Origin of the sequence: Mycolicibacterium sichuanense, from assembly GCF_033741125.1 — a bacterium.
GTDB lineage: Bacteria > Actinomycetota > Actinomycetes > Mycobacteriales > Mycobacteriaceae > Mycobacterium.
The window spans coordinates 13,310-32,121 of sequence record NZ_JAWQPU010000016.1; the positions used below are offsets into that span (position 1 = coordinate 13,310).

The 18,812-nt window shown below is 68.7% G+C and carries 17 protein-coding genes and 1 other RNA gene; 12 read left to right on the plus strand and 6 right to left on the minus strand.

Going from position 1 to position 18,812, the window contains the following annotated elements:
* Positions 1-4: 4 nt before the first annotated feature.
* Positions 5-580: a helix-turn-helix domain-containing protein gene (locus SBI80_RS27230; RefSeq protein WP_318978200.1), complete on the minus strand. Its 576-nt coding sequence runs from the start codon at positions 578-580 to the stop codon at positions 5-7.
* Between the two features lie 47 nt (positions 581-627).
* Between SBI80_RS27230 and SBI80_RS27235 the strand changes: the two genes are divergently transcribed.
* The 3 genes from SBI80_RS27235 to SBI80_RS27245 all read left to right on the plus strand — a co-directional run bounded on the left by SBI80_RS27235 (position 628) and on the right by SBI80_RS27245 (position 3,810).
* A complete protein-coding gene (locus SBI80_RS27235; protein WP_318978201.1) occupies positions 628-1,599 on the plus strand; it encodes an NAD(P)/FAD-dependent oxidoreductase in 972 nt (323 codons plus the stop codon).
* Positions 1,586-2,218: an SAM-dependent methyltransferase gene (locus SBI80_RS27240; protein WP_318978203.1), complete on the plus strand. Its 633-nt coding sequence runs from the start codon at positions 1,586-1,588 to the stop codon at positions 2,216-2,218. The genes SBI80_RS27235 and SBI80_RS27240 overlap by 14 nt, the downstream gene beginning before the upstream one ends.
* A gap of 137 nt (positions 2,219-2,355) precedes the next feature.
* The gene (locus SBI80_RS27245; RefSeq protein WP_318978204.1) at positions 2,356-3,810 is read left to right on the plus strand and encodes an HNH endonuclease signature motif containing protein; all 1,455 of its coding nucleotides are present in this window, start codon (positions 2,356-2,358) and stop codon (positions 3,808-3,810) included.
* Here SBI80_RS27245 and SBI80_RS27250 read toward each other — a convergent pair.
* Complete coding sequence (locus tag SBI80_RS27250) at positions 3,807-4,226, minus strand: VOC family protein (RefSeq protein ID WP_318978205.1); 420 nt, start codon at positions 4,224-4,226, stop codon at positions 3,807-3,809. The two genes, SBI80_RS27245 and SBI80_RS27250, sit on opposite strands and share 4 nt — an antisense overlap.
* Positions 4,227-4,236: 10 nt before the next feature.
* Entirely contained in the window at positions 4,237-4,689 is a 453-nt protein-coding gene (locus tag SBI80_RS27255) for a helix-turn-helix domain-containing protein (RefSeq protein WP_318978207.1), read from the minus strand.
* 29 nt (positions 4,690-4,718) lie between these two features.
* On the opposite strand from SBI80_RS27255, the gene rnpB reads away from it, so the two are divergent.
* An RNA gene (gene rnpB / locus SBI80_RS27260) (RNase P RNA component class A) lies at positions 4,719-5,112 on the plus strand.
* Positions 5,113-5,308: 196 nt separating this feature from the next.
* On the opposite strand, the gene SBI80_RS27265 is transcribed toward rnpB, so the two are convergent.
* A complete protein-coding gene (locus SBI80_RS27265; RefSeq protein ID WP_318978209.1) occupies positions 5,309-5,509 on the minus strand; it encodes a three-helix bundle dimerization domain-containing protein in 201 nt (66 codons plus the stop codon).
* Between the two features lie 109 nt (positions 5,510-5,618).
* Here SBI80_RS27265 and SBI80_RS27270 point away from each other — a divergent pair, with 109 nt between their 5' ends.
* Positions 5,619-5,813, plus strand: coding sequence for a hypothetical protein (locus SBI80_RS27270; protein WP_318978210.1), 195 nt, complete (start codon positions 5,619-5,621; stop codon positions 5,811-5,813).
* 102 nt (positions 5,814-5,915) lie between these two features.
* A complete protein-coding gene (locus SBI80_RS27275) occupies positions 5,916-6,200 on the plus strand; it encodes an ANTAR domain-containing protein (RefSeq protein ID WP_318978212.1) in 285 nt (94 codons plus the stop codon).
* Between the two features lie 119 nt (positions 6,201-6,319).
* Here the strand turns inward: SBI80_RS27275 and SBI80_RS27280 are convergent, their stop codons facing one another.
* Entirely contained in the window at positions 6,320-7,831 is a 1,512-nt protein-coding gene (locus SBI80_RS27280) for a CYTH and CHAD domain-containing protein (protein ID WP_318978265.1), read from the minus strand.
* Positions 7,832-7,949: 118 nt separating this feature from the next.
* Here SBI80_RS27280 and SBI80_RS27285 point away from each other — a divergent pair, with 118 nt between their 5' ends.
* Positions 7,950-8,729, plus strand: a complete 780-nt coding sequence (locus SBI80_RS27285; RefSeq protein WP_318978214.1) for an enoyl-CoA hydratase/isomerase family protein — start codon at positions 7,950-7,952, stop codon at positions 8,727-8,729.
* On the opposite strand, the gene panB is transcribed toward SBI80_RS27285, so the two are convergent.
* On the minus strand, positions 8,726-9,568 hold the full coding sequence (gene panB / locus SBI80_RS27290; RefSeq protein WP_318978216.1) for a 3-methyl-2-oxobutanoate hydroxymethyltransferase: 843 nt from the start codon (positions 9,566-9,568) through the stop codon (positions 8,726-8,728). The genes SBI80_RS27285 and panB overlap by 4 nt on opposite strands.
* 157 nt (positions 9,569-9,725) lie before the next feature.
* On the opposite strand from panB, the gene SBI80_RS27295 reads away from it, so the two are divergent.
* From SBI80_RS27295 to SBI80_RS27315, 5 genes are all read left to right on the plus strand, one after another.
* Positions 9,726-11,117, plus strand: coding sequence for a WS/DGAT/MGAT family O-acyltransferase (locus tag SBI80_RS27295; RefSeq protein ID WP_318978218.1), 1,392 nt, complete (start codon positions 9,726-9,728; stop codon positions 11,115-11,117).
* 55 nt (positions 11,118-11,172) lie between these two features.
* The gene (locus tag SBI80_RS27300) at positions 11,173-12,681 is read left to right on the plus strand and encodes an alpha/beta hydrolase (protein ID WP_318978219.1); all 1,509 of its coding nucleotides are present in this window, start codon (positions 11,173-11,175) and stop codon (positions 12,679-12,681) included.
* 122 nt (positions 12,682-12,803) lie between these two features.
* Positions 12,804-14,312 carry an alpha/beta hydrolase gene (locus tag SBI80_RS27305; protein WP_318978220.1) on the plus strand — a complete coding sequence of 503 codons (1,509 nt, stop codon included), beginning with the start codon at positions 12,804-12,806 and terminating at the stop codon, positions 14,310-14,312.
* A gap of 48 nt (positions 14,313-14,360) precedes the next feature.
* Entirely contained in the window at positions 14,361-15,701 is a 1,341-nt protein-coding gene (gene glnA, locus SBI80_RS27310; protein WP_318978222.1) for a type I glutamate--ammonia ligase, read from the plus strand.
* 22 nt (positions 15,702-15,723) lie between these two features.
* Positions 15,724-18,687 (plus strand): bifunctional [glutamine synthetase] adenylyltransferase/[glutamine synthetase]-adenylyl-L-tyrosine phosphorylase, encoded by a 2,964-nt coding sequence (locus SBI80_RS27315; RefSeq protein ID WP_318978224.1) that lies wholly within the window; start codon positions 15,724-15,726, stop codon positions 18,685-18,687.
* Positions 18,688-18,812: the final 125 nt, after the last annotated feature.

Below are 18,812 nucleotides of genomic sequence, written 5' to 3' on the forward strand. Positions count from 1 at the left end.
CCGCTCAGGTGTGCAGGTGCAACCGCTCACCGTGGGGGCCGAAGATGGCGACGGCCTCGACGGGCCCGTCGACCGTGCCGAACCAGTGTGGCGTCCACGTCGAGAACTCAACGGCCTCACCGGGTTTGATGGTGAAGTCGCGGTCCCCGAGGATCAGCCGCATGCGGCCGGACAGTACGTACATCCAGTCCTGACCGTCGTGCACGGGGAGCGGGTCCGGCGGAGTGCGGCGCCGTGCGCTGACCCGGATCTTGTAGGCGTGCAGGCCGCCGGCGGGGCCGCTGTTGGTCAGCGGCCAGTACGTGACGCCGTGGTGCGTCTGGGCCGCGTGCTTGACCCGAGGATCCTCGGCCTCCGGCGTGCGGAGTAGGTCGTCGGTGGTCACCGACAGCGCGGACGCCAGTCGCGGCAGGTGGTCGAGGGCGAGCCGGCGCTTGCCGGACTCGAGTCGGCTCAGCGTGGACACGTCGATGTCGGCGCGGGTGGCGACCTCTTCGAGTGTGAACCCGCGCTGAGTGCGCAACTCGCGCAGGCGTCTTCGCACTCGTAGATCGACGTCGTCGGCTTGGTTTGCCTGCATGGCAAAAGATGTTGGCAGATTCGGCGGCCGGGGGCAAGGTGGATCCCATGAGTGCCGAATGGGATTGCGTGGTCGTCGGAGGCGGAGCCGCCGGCCTGAGTGCCGCGCTGGTGATGGGCCGGGCCCGCCGCCGCACCCTCGTGGTGGACGCGGGACGGCAGAGCAACCTGGCCGCCCCTGGCATCGGTGGTCTGCTGGGCAACGACGGGACCCCGCCCGCCGAGCTGTACGCCACCGGGCGTGCGGAGTTGGCGAAGTATCCGACGGTAGTGGTTCGCCGCGGTGAGGTGGTGGACGGTGCCGCAGATGGCGGGGGATTCGTCCTGGAGCTCGGTGACGGTTCGCGCCTGCGCTGCCGGAAGGTCGTGTTGGCGACCGGGATGGACTACCGGTCCCCGGCGGTGTCGGGGCTTGCCGACGGGTGGGGGAGCTGGGCGTTCCACTGTCCGTTCTGCCACGGTTGGGAGATGCGCGACCAGCCGCTGGCGGTGCTCGCCGGTGGGGACCGAGCCGTGCACATGGCGTTGATGCTGCGCGCCTGGACCGAGGACGTAATCGTACTCACCGATGGCACTGCGGGTTTCGACGCGGGCCAGCAGGATCGGCTCGCCGCAGCCGGGATCGGCGTCGACGAGCGTGCGATCGCCGAAATGCGCTCCGAGGTAGATCGCTTGGTATCGGTGGAATTCGAGGACGGGGCCAGCGTGGCGCGCAGCGGTGTGCTGGTGGCGACCACGCTGTCGCAGCGCTCGCGGCTGGCCCAGCGGCTGGGTGTCGCGTTCGCTGCTCCGGGTCCGCTCTCCGAGGACGCCGTCGAGGTCGATCAATTCCACCGGACGTCGGTGCCCGGTGTGTTCGCCGCCGGTGATGTCTGCGCTCAGATGCCCCAGGTGGCCGCGGCGGTCGCGAGTGGTTCGCTGACCGGGGCGGCCGTCGTTCAGAGTTTGTTGGCCGACGACGTCGGTCTGCCCATGCCCCCGTGGCCCATCGAGAAGGAGAACGTGAATGTCGACGCATGACCAGAGCGCCACGGAGTACTGGGAGGCGCATTACGGTGAGCGGGAACGGATCTGGAGTGGCCGGGTCAACGTTCAGCTCGCCGGCATCGCGTCGGCGCTGACCCCGGGCCGGGCGTTGGATCTCGGGTGTGGTGAGGGCGGCGATGCCTTCTGGCTGGCCGAACAAGGCTGGCAGGTCACGGCGGTCGACGTCTCGGAGACCGCGCTCGGGCGGGCCGAGGCCGAGGCGGTGTCCCGCGGCATCCGCGAGCGCATCGTGTTCGAGCGCCACGATCTCTCGGACAGCTTTCCCGACGGCACCTTCGACCTCGTCTCCGCGCAGTTCCTGCACTCGACGGTGCGGCTGGAGCGGCCGCAGATCCTCCGGCGCGCGGCGAACGCGGTCGCCCCCGGCGGCCGGCTCGTCATCGTCGACCACGCCGCGCCGCCGCCGTTCTCCAAGAAGGTGCCGCACGATCACCCGTTCCCCAGCCCGGAGGAAGTGCTGGCCGAGCTGGATCTGCCTGCCGAGCAATGGGATCGCGAGCGCGTCGAAGTGGTGGAGCGACCGGGTATCGATCCCGACGGGCAGCCGTTCACCTGGCGTGACAACGTGATGGTGCTGCGCCGCAGGGCGTGACCCCACACGGTCCGCAGCGGCGACGCCGCTGACGGAATGACCTTCGACGGTGGGTTCGCGTCGACGCCGGCTTCACGACGGTCTCGCGGCCGAATCGATGCTCGGGGTTGTCGGTGGGGTGGTCTAGGTTCGAACGTATGAGCGAGTCGGATGGGTCGGCGGCGGCGGTGGTGTTGGGGCGGGTGGTCGCCGCGGTGCGGGCGCAGTCGTGTGCGGCCGCGGCGCGGCTGGTGGCCATCGGGGAGCTGTTCGCTGTGCGGATGGCGCAGTGTGGGGAGACCGAGGATTGGGCCGTCGATGCCGAGGACGCGGTGTGCGCAGAGGTGGCGGCGGCGTTGTCGATCAGTCACGCGATGGCGGCCAGTCACCTGCGTTACGCCCGGGCCTTGCGCGAGCAGCTGCCGCGGGTGGGGGCGGCGCTGGTGGCCGGGGAGGTGGATGAGGCGGCGTTCCGGGTGGCGGTGTTTCGGACCGGGTTGATCACCGATCGGGACGTTCTCGCGCGAGTGGATGCCCGGTTGGCCGTGTGCCTGCCGCGGTGGGGATCGGTCAATCGGCCGCAGTTGGCGAATCGGATCGACGCGGTGGTGGCGCGGGAGGATCTCGATGCGGTGCGCCGGCGGGCGGATCGGTTGGCGGGGCGGCAGTTGGTGACCGGCGACGTGGACAACGGCCTGTCGGAGATCACCGCCACCGTCTACGCCCCGGATGCGTACGCGTTCGCCGAGCGGGCCACCGCGTTGGCGGCCACGGTGTGTGACGGGGATCCGCGCACGCTGGCCCAGCGGCGCGCCGATGCGGTGGGGGCGATGGCCGCCGGCGCGGATCGATTGGGGTGTCGCTGCGGTGATCCGGGATGCCCGGCGGGGGGTCGGTCGGCCAGTGCGGTGACCATCCACGTGATCACCGATCAGAACACCGTCCAGCGCGATCGGGCGGGTGTGGGGGCAGTGGTGGGGATGGACGGGTTGCTGCCCGGGGAGATGGTCGCCGAGTTGGCGGCCTCGGCGCGGGTGCGTTCGCTGACGCCCCCGGGGGACGCGGCTGCGGAGGCGGGGTACGTGCCGTCGCGTGGGTTGGCCGCGTTCGTGCGGGCCCGGGACATGACGTGTCGGTTTCCGGGATGTTCGGTGCCGGCGACGCGCTGCGACGTCGACCACGTCATCCCCTGGGCGGTTGGCGGGCCCACCCAGGCCGCGAACCTGAGCTGCAAGTGCCGTACCCATCATCTGCTCAAGACGTTTTGGGGGTGGCGTGATGAGCAACTCGCCGACGCGACGCTGATCTGGACCTCTCCGGATGGACAGCGCTATGTCACCCATCCGGGCAGCGCGATCCTGTTTCCCGGGCTGTGCGCACCCACCGGCGCGCCCGCTAGGCGGGCGCCGGGGATCAGGCGGTGTGGGGATCGGTCGGTGATGATGCCGCGCCGACAACGGACCCGCACCGCCCAACGCGCCAGTGACGTCACCGCCGAGCGGCGCCGCAACCACCAGGCACGCACCAATCCACCGCCACCGGTGGTCTACGACGAGGACCTGGACTACCAGGACACCTTCGCCCCACCACCGCAACCACCCCCACCCTTCTAGGGATTGAGCTGGGTGAGCCGGACGCTGTTGCCCGACGGGTCGCGGAATCCGGAGTCGATGCCGTACGGCATCTGGTTGGGCGGCTCGGTGAACTCGACGCCGCGCGCGGTGAGCTGTTCGTAGCTCGCTTGGGCGTCATCGGTCGTGAGGAACACCGTGCCGGCGAAACCCTTGGCCGTCAGGTCCAGTACTTGGGCACGGGTGGCGTCGTCCATCAGCGGAGCGCCCGGCACCGCCATGAGGACGATGCTCACGTCGTCCTGGCCGGGTGGTCCCACGGTCAGCCACCGGAAGTCGCCCATCTCCTCCGGGAACGAGACGTCCTCGCGCACTTCCATGCCGACCTTCTTGGTCCAGAACTCGAGTGCGACGGCTTGGTCGTGCACCCAGAGATGGACGCTTGCGATTCTCATCATGGGCCCGACGCTACGGCCGGCCGTGGCGATCCGTCTTCTCCCCATGTGCTGTCTTGATCCTGCTGTCGGGCCGGGGCCGGGTGTCGCGTTGCAGGATGCAGCTCGGCACCCGGGCGCGGCTGGCCGCCGGCGGCAGGCTCGCGCGATAGGCCGCAGGTGGCTTGCCGTAGGTGCGGGCGAAGCTGGTGGTGAACGACCCTACGCTCTGCAATCCGACCAGCACGCAGATCTCGGCGACCGATCGATCGGTGTAGCGCAGCAGCGCCGCGGCGCGCTCCAACCGGCGGGTCTGCAGATAGGCCCGCGGCGACTCTCCGAACGTCCTGGTGAACATGCGGGAGAAGTGCGCGCGCGACAGGCCAGCCGCGGCCGCGAGGTCGTCGACGGTCAGCGGGTCGGCGTAGCGCGCGTCGACCAGGTCCTTGGCGCGGAGCAGATACCGGGCCGGTGGCAGCCGTGGCACGACCCTCAGAGTACGGTGATCGACGCGGACGAGTTGGCCGGGCGGCCGCGGACCCCAGGTTCGCCTGGGTTTCGAGGAAAGTCCGGACTTCACAGAGCAGGGTGATTGCCAACGGCAATCCGAGGTGACTCGCGGGAAAGTGCCACAGAGAACAGACCGCCGGAAACGGTAAGGGTGAAACGGTGCGGTAAGAGCGCACCAGCGCTCCGGGTGACCGGAGTGGCTAGGCAAACCCCACCCGAAGCAAGGCCAAGAAGGCCGCAACCTGGTTGCGGCTGCGCAGACGTTCGAGGGTTGCTCGCCCGAGTCTGCGGGTAGGCCGCTCGAGGCACCCGGCGACGGTGTGTCCAGATGGATGGTCGCCGCCGCGCCACCACTCGTGATGGCGCGGAACAGAATCCGGCTTACAGGCCAACTCGTTCGCCTCGACGCGCTGAACTGCGTGTTCATGCGCCCGCATGATCGACAGGTGTCGAAACGAGCGGATGCGCGCTCGCGTTGTAGTCGGCACTGGCCGTTCCCGGCGACCGCAAGTCGTACGCAAGCAGTCATCGGTTCAGGCGAAGCTGCGAAATGCGGGGGTTCGTACGGATGATGCGGGTGAGGATCGACTGATGATCTAACGAGCGGCGCTGGCCAGCTCCGCTCGGGCCCGGCGTTCGACGAGCAGAGGGACGAAGTCGCGAATCGGGCTTGCGTCGAACCGTGCTCGCGCGTTGTCTATGGCGGTCGATACGCGATCTGGCGGCAGTTCCGCGAAGGCGTTGACGAGCCGCTGCTTCACGTCGGCCAGCATCATCTGCTCGCTAATCTCGGCCACGCCGTCATCTTCCGCCGGCCATCGACGACCGTCAACCCGGCGTCTAACCCTCGTCAACCGATTGCCCGGTGCGCGCGCGAGCATCAAGAATTGACGAGACGATCCCTTGATGGTCGACGACGCGGGTGCTGCGCAGGCACGGGTGCTCCTGCTGGAGCTGAACAGACATTCCGACGACATCTCGCGCCACTCGAAGCCGCAGATGATCGCAATCGGCGCGCTCACCTGCGAGGAATCGCCCGTAGGGACCCGAGCGCAAGCATTCTGCGCCTCGACCCAGCAGCGCACAGCGACGCACTACTAGCGATGAGATGTCGCATCCGGCCTAAGGCGATTTGTAGCCGTGCGTTCATCTAACAGAGGTGTTCACGACACACGGCAGGTATGAAGTTGAGGGATGCCGGCGATGAGTGAAAAGGGCCTACGGGGCGACCAAACTTCCCGCCGCGTGATCGACATGGCGATCGGCATACTGATGGGCGTGCGTGGATGCACCGAGCGGGAAGCGTTCGACGACTTGGCGAGTGCCGTACGTCAGACAGGTATCGGCCTCGGTGCCATCGCGGGTGCTCTCGTCGATCTCGTCGGCGGGGCTGGGGGCGCCTCCCCTTTCCGAGACCAAGCGTTGGACGTCTGGGGTCACATGCTGGCAAGCCGCGGGATGCGCGCGAATGGCATAGCGGCTACCTAAGGACTAGCAGGCGGGTCGGCCCGACACTCGGGGAGGAATGTCGGGCCGACGCACCCTGCGGCGCCCACAGCCGCCGTCGGGAACTTACGGACCCAACACTTTGAACACCCGCCCCTGCGTCACTTCGCGGAGCGGACCGCCTTCTTCAGCGCCTTCAGCGCTCCGCCCAGCCGCTCCTCTGCACGCTCGGCGACCTCGGACTCCAGCTGGTAGAGCACCCCGTAGGTGAAGGTGTCCTCGCCGGCCGCGTGCGCGGCGATCGCCTCCTCGGACAGGTGCGTCCGGCTGACCACGCTGTCCTGATGGTCACCCAGCAAGGTCTGGATCGTCTTGGCTGCCGACGCGGCCTTCTCGTCGCTCAACGCCGACGCAGTGTAGCGAAGTTGCTTCGCGCGCTTGCGAATCTTGTGCAACGCCTCGTCTGCGTGCTCGGCGGAGACGGTCTCGTCCGCGGCCGCAGCGGCGGCCTTCTTCGCGGCCTTGCGCACACCCTGGTATGCAGCGTCCACGGTCAGCGGCTCCGGCTCGGCGCCCGGTTCGGCCTGCGGCGGCGCGACCGCGACCAGCTCGTCCAGCCCGTCGAGCAGGCGGAAGTACCGTTCGGACCGCATCGCCACCAAGGAGCGCTTCCACCCCGAGTGGTAGCGCCGCTTGGCGCCCTCGACCAACCGCTCTCGGACGGGACCGCGAACGAGTTCGTCGGGCAGGCCGTCGAGCGCCTTCTCGTACTTCTCCGCAAGCACCTCGGCGTCCCGCGCGACGCCGAGGATCCCGGCCAGCTCCTTGAGCTCCTCCAGCAGCCAGGAGTCGTCGGCGATGCCGAACGAATCCTCCGACGCGCGAAGCAAACTGCGGATCTTTCGGGTCGTCACCCGCATCTGGTGCACGGAGTCCCACACGTCGGCGCGGACCGCCCTGTCCCAGCGCAGCAGCTCCTGAATCTGCTCGGCCACGGCGCGATGGACCGGATCGGCCGCGCGCGCAACCGGTTCGGCCGGGGTGGTCCCGAGCACCTTCGCCAGCTTGGAGCCGTGCCCGGCAGGTTCGGCACCTGCGTCGAACAGGCGATTGGCCAACCGGTCCAGCAGCGCGTCATCCCCGCCACCATCCTCGGTGAGCTCGAGCTCCCACTCCCGCCACTGCTGCGGTTCGTCGTCCCCCTCGGCGGCGGCCTGCACGGTGTCGTCGCAGAACTCCGCCAGCGCGTTGCCGTCGGGTCCGTAGAGCATGTCGACGGTGCGGCTGGTGGAGATGCGGGCTACCGGCCGCAGCGGCCGATCCCGAACGATCGCGAGTACGACGTCGCGCAGTTCTTCGGGCACCGTGTCGTCCGGGGCACCGTCGTCACCGAGGGGCAGCCGCACCTCGGTCCTCGCATCCGGTCCCGCGGGCAGCTTCAGGTGCCAGCCGGCATCTGGTCCGCCGGTTCGGCGACGCAGCGTGACGCGCTGGGCGGCGAGGTCATGATCGGGAGTGTCGTAGTAGACCGCATCCAAGTGCTGCACGGGGGAGCGCTGTACCCGGGCGACCGCCGACAAACCCTCGAACGACGGCGACACGCTGGCCTCGCCGACCGCGAACTTGCGCTCGACTTCGGTGTGGCGGGATGGGTTGCGCTTGTCGGCTGGCATCTTCACCTTCGGTCGTGCGGGGGCAGTGGCTCGAACTCGTGAACAGGTTGCCACATCCAGGTGAACGAACGGCGGCGCGCGCCCGAGGGGGTGCCTACCCGTGCGCTAACGTCGCGTGATGGCCGCCTTCGAAACGCTGACGTTCACGCAGTCCGGATCCATCACCAGCATCGTTCTCGACCGCCCCGAGGCGGCGAACGGGATGAACGACACGTTGACACGCGAACTCGCCGAGGCCGCGGCGCTGTGTGACACCGACGCGACCAAGGTGGTCACGCTGACCGGCGCGGGCAGGTTCTTCTGCGTGGGAGGCGATCTCAAGGCGATGGGCGCCTCGGCCGATCCCGGGGCCTACGTCAAGGGCATGGCCGACGACCTGCACCGCGCGATGTCGATCTTCGCCAGGATGGACGCCGTGCTGATCACCGCCGTCAACGGTGTCGCCGCGGGCGCGGGCTTTCCACTCGGGGTCTCCGGCGACCTGGCGCTGGCGGCGGAGTCGGCGTCGTTCACGATGGCCTACACCAGGGCCGGGCTGAGCCCGGACGGCGGCTCGTCCTACCTCTTGCCGCGCCTCGTCGGGCTGCGCAGGACCCAGGAATTGATGATCACCAATCGCGTGCTGACCGCCGCCGAGGCGCTGGACTGGGGACTGGTCACCGCCGTGGTTCCCGACGCCGACCTCGGTACCGCCCTGGCTGACCTTGCGGCCCGGACCGCCACGGGCGCAAGGGGATCCAACTCGGCAGTCAAGAAGCTGCTGCTGTCGACATACGCGGCTCGCTACGAGGATCAGCTCGACCTCGAGGCCCAGCTGATCGCCGAATGCGCCGACTCCGCGGACGGTAGGGAAGGCGTCGGCGCCTTCCTCGGCAAGCGCGAGCCGGAATTCTCCTAGAAGGAGTGCTCCTGCGCCGGGAACGTTCCGGTCGCCACGTCGGCCGCGTATTGCGTTGCCGCACGCCGTAATTCGCCACCCACGTCAGCGAAGCGCTTGACGAACTTCGCCGTCTTGCCCGCGGTCATGCCCGCCATGTCCTGCCAGACCAGCACCTGCGCGTCGCAGTTGGGTCCCGCACCGATGCCGATCGTCGGGATCGTGAGCTTGCCGGTGATCTGCGTGGCCAGCTCGGCGGGCACCATCTCGAGCACGACCGCGATGGCGCCTGCCTCCGCGACGGCGATGGCGTCGTGGATCGTCTGCTCGGCAGCGTCGCCCCGGCCCTGCACCCGGAAGCCGCCGAGTCCGTTGACGCTCTGCGGGGTGAAGCCGATGTGCGCGACGACCGGGATGCCCGCCTGGGTCAGCGTGGCGATCTGGTCGGCGACGCGCTCGCCACCCTCCAGCTTCACCGCCGCAGCGCCGGTCTCCTTCATGAAGCGCGTCGCGGTGGCCAGGGCCTGCTGTGCGCCGGCCTCGTAGCTGCCGAACGGCAGGTCGGCCACCACCAGTGCGTGGGGTGCACCGCGGACCACGCCGCGGACCAGCGGAATCAGCTCGTCGGCCGTCACCGGCACCGTGGTGTCGTATCCGTAGACGACGTTGGCTGCCGAGTCGCCGACTAGCAGCACCGGAATCTCAGCCTCGTCGAAGATGCGTGCGGTGGAGAAGTCGTAGGCCGTCAGCATGGCCCACTTGTGGCCTTCTGACTTCCACTTTTGCAGGTGGTGGGTACGGACCTTCAGCCGTGGCTTGGAAGTTTCCGTGACAGCACCATAGACAGTCTGCTCAGACATCATTGTCCCTAATCTCGCCGGTTCGATTCCTCGAGGCCCAGCAGGGTCCCCGGGTTCGTCTGACCCCACCAGTGTGGCATCACGGTCGGCCAAGATGAACAGGTGATGAAGTGCGGTTCCTCACACTTGCTCCAGGCGGCGGGCCTACCATCGCGGCATGCAACGGCTCAGCGGACTCGACGCCAGCTTCCTCTACCTCGAGACCCCGAGCCAGCCGCTGCACGTGTGCTCGATCCTCGAGATCGACACCTCGACCATTCCCGGCGGATACACCTTCGATCGGCTGCGCGACGCGCTGAGCCTTCGCATCAAGGCGATGCCGGAGTTCCGCGAGAAGCTCGGCGACAACCGGTTCAACCTCGATCATCCGGTGTGGGTAGAGGACAAGGACTTCGACGTCGATCGGCACCTGCACCGCATCGGGTTGCCGGCCCCCGGCGGCCGGATCGAGCTGGGGGAGATCTGCGGGCACATCGCGTCACTCAACCTGGACCGCAACCGGCCGCTGTGGGAGATGTGGGTGATCGAGAACGTGGCGGGCACCGACGCCTACGACGGCGGGCGGCTCGCGGTTCTGACCAAGGTGCACCACGCCGGGGTCGACGGGGTGACCGGTGCCAATCTGATGTCGCAGCTGTGCTCCACCGAACCCGACGCGCCGCCGCCCGACCCGGTCGAGGGCGTGGGCGGCGGCACGGACCTGGAGATCGCCATCAGCGGGGCCATCAAGTACGCCACCCGGCCGCTCAAGCTGTTCAACGTGCTGCCCTCGACCCTTTCCACGGTGGTCGACACCGTTCGCCGCGCCCGCAGCGGACTGACCATGGCCGCGCCCTTCGCGGCACCGAAGACCAGGTTCAACGCCACTCTCACCGCGCACCGCAACGTCGCCTTTGCCCAGCTCGACCTCGAGGACGTGAAGGCCGTCAAGAACCACTTCGGGGTCAAGGTCAACGACGTGGTGATGGCGCTGGTCTCGGGGGTGTTGCGCCGCTTCCTGCTCGACCGTGACGAACTGCCCGACAGCACGCTCGTCGCCATGGTTCCGGTGTCGGTCCACGACAAGTCGGATCGGCCGGGCCGCAACCAGGTTTCGGGCATGTTCGCCAGCCTGGCGACCGACGTGGAGGATCCGGCGGAGCGGCTCAAGGTCATCGCGAGTGCGAATTCCGTTGCCAAGCAACACAGTGCGGCCATCGGTGCCACCTTGCTGCAGGATTGGTCGCAGTTCGCCGCGCCAGCGGTGTTCGGCGTCGCGATGCGGGTCTACGCCTCGAGCCGGCTCACCAGCGCCGCGCCGGTGCACAATCTGGTCGTCTCCAACGTGCCCGGGCCGCAGGAGCCGCTGTACTTCCTGGGTGCGTTGGTCAAGGCGATGTATCCGCTGGGCCCGATCTTTCACGGGTCGGGTCTGAACATCACCGTCATGTCGCTCAACGGCACCCTCGACGTCGGCCTGATCTCGTGCCCCGAACTGCTGCCGGATCTGTGGGACATGGCCGACGACTTCGCCGTGGCGCTGCAGGAGTTGCTCGACGCCACCCGCTAGGCACCGGCTGTGCCACTCAACTGCGCGGACGAGTGTTCATGGCAGCATGGCAGCCATGAACCTCAGACGCGGGGTCCTCGCGGCCGTCCTGGTGGTATCGGTCGTGGCGGGCTGCAGCACCGTGGTCAATGGCCGTGGCGTCATCGCCACGCCGCGGCCGGGGTCGCCGGTCGACTGGGCGCAATGCGATCTCGCGTCGTCGGACGTCCGCATCCCAGCGGGTGCGGAATGCGGAATGCTGTCGGTCCCGGTCGATTACGCGAAGCCCGACGGTGACGTGGCGCGAATCGCGATGATTCGGTTCAAGGCCACCGGGCAGAAGATCGGTTCGCTGATCGTCAACCCCGGTGGTCCAGGGGAGTCCGGGGTGCAGGCCGCGGCGTCCGTGGTCGGGTCGCTACCCGATTCGGTGCGGCAGCGCTTCGACCTGGTCGGCTTCGACCCTCGCGGCGTGGGTGCCTCGACGCCCTCGGTCTGGTGCAACTCCGACGCCGACAACGACCGGACCCGGGCCGACCCGCAGGTCGACTACACCCCCGCGGGTGTCGCCCACATCGAGTCCGAGACCAAGGCCTTCGTCGGGCGCTGCATCGAGAAGATGGGCAACGACTTCCTCGCCAACGTCGGAACGGCAAGCGTGATAAAGGATCTCGACGCCATGCGCGCCACGCTGGGCGATCAGAAGCTGACGTACCTCGGTTACTCGTACGGCACCCGCATCGGATCGGCGTACGCCGAGGCCTACCCGCAGAACGTCCGCGCGATGATCCTCGACGGTGCCGTCGACCCGAACGCCGACCCGGTCGAGGCCGACATCCGCCAGGCCGCTGCCTTCCAGACCGCGTTCAACGACTACGCCGCCGACTGCGCCAAGAGCCCGAGCTGCCCGCTGGGCACCGATCCGACCAAGGCCGTCGACGTCTACAAGAGCCTCGTCGAGCCGCTCGTTCGACGACCCGCCAAGACCAAGGACCCGCGCGGCCTGAGCTACAGCGACTCCGTCGTCGGCACCATCCTGCCGCTGTACTCGCCGAACCTGTGGCGCCATCTGACCCAGGCACTCTCGGAGCTCAAGGACGGCACCGGCGACACCATGCTGGCTCTCGCCGACCTGTACATGGGGCGCGACGAGCGTGGCCACTACAACAACTCGACCGACGTCCGGGTCGCGGTCAACTGCGTCGACGAGCCCCCGATCAAGGACCGAAAGACCGTCGTCGACGAGGACCGCCGCTCGCGGGAGGTCGCGCCGTTCATGAGCTACGGACAGTTCACCGGCAACGCCCCGTTGGGCACCTGTGCCTTCTGGCCGGTGCCGCCCACCTCCACGCCCCACCGCATCGACGTGGCAGGTCTGCCGCCGGTGCTGGTGGTCTCGACCACCAACGATCCCGCCACGCCATACCAGGCCGGCGTGGACCTGGCCAAGCAACTGGGCGGTTCACTGCTGACGTTCGACGGCACGCAGCACACCGTGGTCTTCCAGGGTGACAGGTGCGTCGACGACATCGCCGCCAGGTACCTCGTCGACGTGGTGGTGCCACCGCCCGGCGCCACCTGCTGACGGGCAAGCACGCCAATCGGTTTCGCCTTGGGTCGGGTGAGGTCACCAACGCATCACCGTCTGGTTGCCGAGTAGTCTCTGCTCGCACCCGCCCGCTGCCCCGGCACCCACCGCATGCGAGCATGTTCGCCATGTGGTTGGTGGGCAGGCTAATCGCGATGCTGCTCACGATCCCGGTGGCGTCGGTCTTCGTGGCGTTCACCCTTCCGCACGCCTCGGCGTCGCCGGCCCCCGTCTGGGGCAGCTGCTCGGGCTTCGTCGGCGCCATCGTCACCCTGCCCACCGCCCAGTGCGGGATGGTCAGCGTGCCGGTCGACTATGCGAATCCCGAAGGGGCGCAAGCACAATTGGCCGTCATCCGGGTGCCGGCCACGGGCCAGCGCATCGGTGCGCTGATGGTCAACCCCGGCGGGCCGGGCGCGTCGGCCGTGGACACCGTCGCCACCATGGCGGCCAACCTCGCCGGCACCGACCTGACCCGCAGCTTCGACCTGGTCGGGTTCGACCCGCGCGGCGTCGGGCACTCCACGCCCCAGGTCCGCTGCCGCACCGACGCCGAGTTCGACGCCTACCGCCGCGAGCCGCTGACCGACTACAGCCCCGCCGGGGTGGAACACATCGAGCAGGTCTACCGGCAGATCGCCCAGGACTGCGTCGACCGGACCGGGCTGGAATTCCTGGCCAACGTCGGCACGGCGTCGACCGCGCGCGACATGGACGCCGTGCGTGCCGCACTGGGCGATCCCCAGATCAACTATCTCGGTTACTCCTACGGAACCGAGCTGGGCGCCAAGTACGCCGAGCTGTTCGGCGACCGGGTGCGGGCCATGGTGCTCGACGGCGCGGTCGACCCGAACGCCGATCCGACCGCCGAGAACATCCGCCAGCTCGCCGGATTCCAGACCGCGTTCGACGACTATGCCGCCGATTGCGCGCGGTCCTACGACTGCCCGCTTGGGCAGGATCCCACGCAGTTCGTGGCGCGCTACCACCAACTCGTCGACCCGCTGGTGGCCCAACCCGGACCGACGTCGGATCCGCGCGGGCTGAGCTACCAGGACGCCATCACCGGGACCGCGAACGCCCTCTACACGCAACGGTATTGGAAGTTCCTCACCAGCGGTCTGCTCGGCCTGGAACGTGGCACCGACGCCGGTGACCTGCTGTTGCTGGCCGACGACTATCAGCGCCGCGACACCTCGGGGCACTATTCGAATCAGCAGGATGCCTTCCTGGCGATCCGCTGCGTGGACGCGCCATACCCGACGGATCCGGCCGTGCTGGCCGAGGCGGATCGGCAAGCCCGCGCGGCAGCGCCGTTCATGGCCTACGGGGAGTTCACCGGCCTGGCCCCGAAGGATGCGTGTGCGATGTGGCCCGTACCGCCGACGTCGTCACCGCGCCCAGCCACCTCGCCGGGACCCGGAAAGGTCGTGGTGGTGTCGACGACCCACGATCCCGCCACGCCGTACGCCGCCGGCGTCGAGCTGGCGCGCGAGATGGACGCGTCGCTCATCACCTTCAACGGCACGCAGCACACCGTCGTGTTCAACGGCGATGCCTGCGTCGACACCGCGGTGGTGGCCTTCCTGGTCGATTCCACCCAGCCGGCCCCAAACCTTCAGTGCTAGCACCAGGCGTGTAACACGGAATTAACAGCCGGTGCCTACGCTTCGCACATGGATCGGCAGAAGGAATTCGTGCTCCGGACGCTCGAGGAGCGGGACATCCGCTTCGTTCGGCTGTGGTTCACCGACGTGCTCGGATACCTCAAGTCCGTCGCGATTGCGCCTGCCGAGCTCGAGGGCGCCTTCGAAGAAGGCATCGGCTTCGACGGATCCTCGATCGAAGGCTTCGCCCGCGTGTCGGAATCGGACACCGTCGCTCGCCCCGATCCGTCGACGTTCCAGGTGCTGCCGTGGACGACCAGTACCGGCAAACACCACTCCGCCCGCATGTTCTGCGACATCACCATGCCCGACGGTTCCCCGTCCTGGGCGGACTCGCGGCACGTGCTGCGCCGGCAGCTGGCCAAGGCCAGCGATCTCGGCTTCTCCTGCTACGTGCACCCGGAGATCGAGTTCTTCCTGCTGCAGCCCGGTCCGTACGACGGCTCCGAGCCGGTGCCAGCCGACAACGGCGGCTACTTCGATCAGGCCGTGCACGACTCGGCCCCCAACTTCCGCCGCCACGCCATCGACGCACTCGAGTCGATGGGCATCTCGGTGGAGTTCAGCCACCACGAGGGTGCGCCCGGCCAGCAAGAGATCGACCTGCGCTACGCCGACGCCCTGTCGATGGCCGACAACGTGATGACGTTCCGCTACGTCGTCAAGGAGGTGGCGCTCACCGAAGGCGTGCGGGCATCGTTCATGCCCAAGCCGTTCAGTGAGTATCCGGGCTCTGCCATGCACACCCACATGAGCCTCTTCGAGGGCGACACCAACGCCTTCCACACCCCCGACGATCCACTGCAGCTCTCGCCGGTTGGCAAGTCGTTCATCGCCGGCATCCTCGAGCACGCCAGCGAGATCAGCGCCGTCACCAACCAGTGGGTGAACTCCTACAAGCGGCTCGTCCAGGGTGGTGAGGCGCCGACCGCGGCATCGTGGGGCGCGGCCAACCGGTCGGCGCTGGTTCGCGTGCCGATGTACACCCCGCGCAAGGCGTCGTCGCGTCGCATCGAAGTACGCAGCCCCGACTCCGCCTGCAACCCCTACCTGGCGTTCGCGGTGCTGCTCGCGGCCGGTTTGCGCGGTGTGGAGAAGAACTACGTGCTTGGCCCGCAGGCCGAGGACAACGTCTGGAACCTGACCCCCGAGGAACGCAGGGCGATGGGGTACCGCGAGCTGCCGGGCAGCCTCGGGGTGGCGCTCTCCGAGATGGAGAACTCCGAGCTGGTCGCAGAAGCGCTGGGGGAGCACGTATTCGACTTCTTCCTGCGCAACAAGCGCGCCGAGTGGGAGAACTACCGCAGCCACGTGACGCCGTACGAGCTGAAGACCTACCTTTCGCTCTAGTCCGGTGCGCTAACGTCGTGCCGTGCCCAAACCCGCGACGCAGCGACCCACGCTGCCCAGCGTCGGCAGGCTGGGATTGGTCGAACCGCCGGCCCGCGCCGACCTGGACCGGCTGGGTTGGAACACCGATGCCCACGTCGAACTGCTGTGGTCGCTGTCGCGATCACCCGACGCCGATCTCGCACTGCGCGCGATGGTGCGCCTGGCCGATGCCCTCGAGGACGACTGGGACGAGCTGAACCACGAGCTGGTCAAGGACCGCGGTCTGCGCGGCCGGTTGTTCGGCGTGCTCGGGTCCTCCCTGGCGCTGGGCGATCACCTGGTGGCGCACCCGCAGTCGTGGCATCTGCTGGCGGGCCGGGTCACCCTCCCGGCGGCGGCCGAACTGCACCGCATGTTCGCCGAGTTGGCCGAGACATCCTCGGACCCAGCGGTTTTGCGCGTCCTCTACCGGGACCGGCTGCTGGTGCTCGCCGGGCAGGATCTTGCCCCGACGGTGGAGAACGAACCGGTCCTGCCGTTCCCGACGGTCGGGGCGCACCTGTCCGACCTCGCCGACGCGGCGCTGGGGGCGGCGCTGATCGTGGCCACCCGCACGGTGTGCCAGGGCCCCAAGGAAGACCTGCCCGCACCCCGGTTGGCCGTCATCGCGATGGGCAAGTGCGGGGCGCGCGAGCTGAACTACGTCAGCGACGTCGACGTCATCTTCGTCGGTGAGAAGGCCGACGCCGTTGCCACCAGGGTGGCCGGTGAGCTGATGCGGTTCGCCGCCGATGCCTTCTTCGAGGTCGACGCCGCACTGCGGCCCGAGGGCAAGCACGGCCAGCTGGTCCGCACGTTGGAATCCCATGTGGCGTACTACCAGCGGTGGGCCAAGACCTGGGAGTTCCAGGCCCTGCTGAAGGCAAGGCCGGCCGTTGGCGATCCGGAGCTCGGCGAGCAGTACATGGCTGCACTCATGCCGATGGTCTGGGCGGCATGCGAGCGGGAGGACTTCGTCGCCGAGGTGCAGGCGATGCGTCGGCGCGTCGAGGAACTGGTGCCCGCCGGGGTGCGGGCCCGTGAGCTCAAGCTCGGCACCGGGGGATTGCGCGACGTCGAGTTCGCCGTGCAGCTGCTGCAGCTGGTGCATGGCCGCAACGACCCGTCCCTGCACGTGAAGTCCACCGTCGAGGCGCTGGCCGCCCTCGGGGAAGGCGGGTACGTCGGGCGCGACGACGCCGCCAACATGACCGCGTCCTATGAATTCTTGCGACTGCTCGAACACCGCTTGCAACTGCAGCGGCTCAAGCGCACCCACATGCTGCCCGAACCCGATGACGACGAGGCGATGCGCTGGCTGGCGCGCGCCGCGCACATGCGGCCCGACGGACAGCACGACGCGCTCGGGGTGCTGCGTGAGGAGCTCAAGCGGCAGAGTCGACGGGTCTCCCGGCTGCACGCCAAGCTCTTCTACCAACCGCTGCTCGAATCGGTGGAGACCCAATCCGTCGAGCTCTCGCCGACCATGTCACCCGAGGCCGCCGAACGTCAGCTCGCCGCACTGGGTTACGAGGGACCGCAAAGCGCCCTGACCCATCTCGCCGCCCTCACCAGCGCGGGTGGCCGACGTGGCCGGGTGCAGCAGGTGCTGCTGCCGACGCTGCTGGACTGGCTGTCGGACACCCCCGACCCCGACGCCGGGTTACTGGCGTACCGGCGCATCAGCGAGCACCTTGCCGATCAGCGGTGGTTCCTGGCCTCGCTGCGTGACGAGGGGGCCGTCGCCAAGCGACTGATGCGGGTGCTCGGCACGTCGGCGTTCGTCCCCGAACTGCTGATGCGCGCCCCGGAGGTCATCCAGCAGTACGCCGACGGTCCCACCGGGCCCAAGCTTCTCGAGACCGAACCCGAGGGGCTGGCCCGTGCGCTGATCGCCTCCGCGGGCCGGCAGGACGAGCCGACGCGGGCGATCGCGGCGGCTCGGACCCTGCGGCGGCGTGAGCTGGCCCGGGTGGCCTCGGCGGATCTGCTGGGGATGCTCCCGGTGACCGATGTCTGCAAGGCGCTGACCTCGATCTGGGTGGCGGTGCTGCAGGCCGCGCTGGACGTCGTCATCCGCGCGAACACCCCCGCCGGTGGGCCGCCGGCCCGCATCGCGGTCATCGGGATGGGTCGGCTCGGGGGTGGCGAGCTGGGCTACGGCTCCGACGCCGACGTCATGTTCGTCTGCGAACCCATCGGCGACACCGAGGAATCGGTGGCGGTGAAGTGGTCGGTGACCATCGCCGAGCAGGTGCGCAAGGTGCTCGGCACCCCGAGTGCGGACCCGCCGCTGGACGTCGACACCAATCTGCGGCCCGAGGGTCGGTCCGGCCCCCTGGTGCGCACGCTGGCGTCCTATGAGGCGTACTACGCCCGATTCGCCCAGACCTGGGAGGTGCAGGCGCTGCTGCGGGCGCACCGCGTCGCCGGGGACGAGGATCTTGGGCTGCGATTCCTGTTGATGGCCGACAAGACGCGGTATCCGCCGGGCGGCGTGTCGGCCGAGGCCGTGCGCGAGATCCGTCGGCTCAAGGCCCGCATCGACGCCGAACGCCTGCCGCGCGGTGCCGATCCGAACACCCACACCAAGCTGGGCCGCGGCGGACTGGCCGACGTCGAGTGGACCGTGCAGCTGCTGCAACTGCGCTACGCACACCAGATTCCCGCGCTGCACACCACCTCGACGCTGGACGCGCTCAACGCCATCGGCGCGGCCGAGCTGATCGCCGAGGGCGACGTCGACCAGCTTCGGCAGGCGTGGCTGACGGCGACGCGGGCGCGCAACGCGCTGGTGCTCGTCCGTGGCAAGCCGTCCGATCAGCTACCCGGGCCGGGGCGCCAGCTCAACGCGGTCGCGAGCGCGGCGGGCTGGGAGAACGGCGACGGCGGCGAGTTCCTGGACAACTACCTGCGGGTGACCCGCCGCGCGAAGATGGTCGTGCGTCGGGTCTTCGGGGAGTGAGGGCCGACGCAGCAAGCCCCGACAACGGTCTGCTGGCGTTGCTGAAGTCTTCGGTCTCGCAGTTGCGCAACGTGACACGGCACCGTACAGTTTGCTTAGTCAAATTGTCTGGGGGGTCAATTATG

Coding starts and splice junctions, on each gene's coding strand:
- SBI80_RS27300 (WP_318978219.1), top strand. CDS start 11,173: ATGAACCTCAGACGCGGGGTCCTCGCGGCCGTCCTGGTGGTATCGGTC.
- SBI80_RS27240 (WP_318978203.1), top strand. CDS start 1,586: ATGTCGACGCATGACCAGAGCGCCACGGAGTACTGGGAGGCGCATTAC.
- SBI80_RS27285 (WP_318978214.1), top strand. CDS start 7,950: ATGGCCGCCTTCGAAACGCTGACGTTCACGCAGTCCGGATCCATCACC.
- SBI80_RS27230 (WP_318978200.1), bottom strand. CDS start 580: ATGCAGGCAAACCAAGCCGACGACGTCGATCTACGAGTGCGAAGACGC.
- SBI80_RS27235 (WP_318978201.1), top strand. CDS start 628: ATGAGTGCCGAATGGGATTGCGTGGTCGTCGGAGGCGGAGCCGCCGGC.
- SBI80_RS27245 (WP_318978204.1), top strand. CDS start 2,356: ATGAGCGAGTCGGATGGGTCGGCGGCGGCGGTGGTGTTGGGGCGGGTG.
- glnA (WP_318978222.1), top strand. CDS start 14,361: ATGGATCGGCAGAAGGAATTCGTGCTCCGGACGCTCGAGGAGCGGGAC.
- SBI80_RS27280 (WP_318978265.1), bottom strand. CDS start 7,831: ATGCCAGCCGACAAGCGCAACCCATCCCGCCACACCGAAGTCGAGCGC.
- SBI80_RS27270 (WP_318978210.1), top strand. CDS start 5,619: ATGGTCGACGACGCGGGTGCTGCGCAGGCACGGGTGCTCCTGCTGGAG.
- SBI80_RS27295 (WP_318978218.1), top strand. CDS start 9,726: ATGCAACGGCTCAGCGGACTCGACGCCAGCTTCCTCTACCTCGAGACC.
- panB (WP_318978216.1), bottom strand. CDS start 9,568: ATGTCTGAGCAGACTGTCTATGGTGCTGTCACGGAAACTTCCAAGCCA.
- SBI80_RS27275 (WP_318978212.1), top strand. CDS start 5,916: ATGAGTGAAAAGGGCCTACGGGGCGACCAAACTTCCCGCCGCGTGATC.
- SBI80_RS27250 (WP_318978205.1), bottom strand. CDS start 4,226: ATGATGAGAATCGCAAGCGTCCATCTCTGGGTGCACGACCAAGCCGTC.
- SBI80_RS27305 (WP_318978220.1), top strand. CDS start 12,804: ATGTTCGCCATGTGGTTGGTGGGCAGGCTAATCGCGATGCTGCTCACG.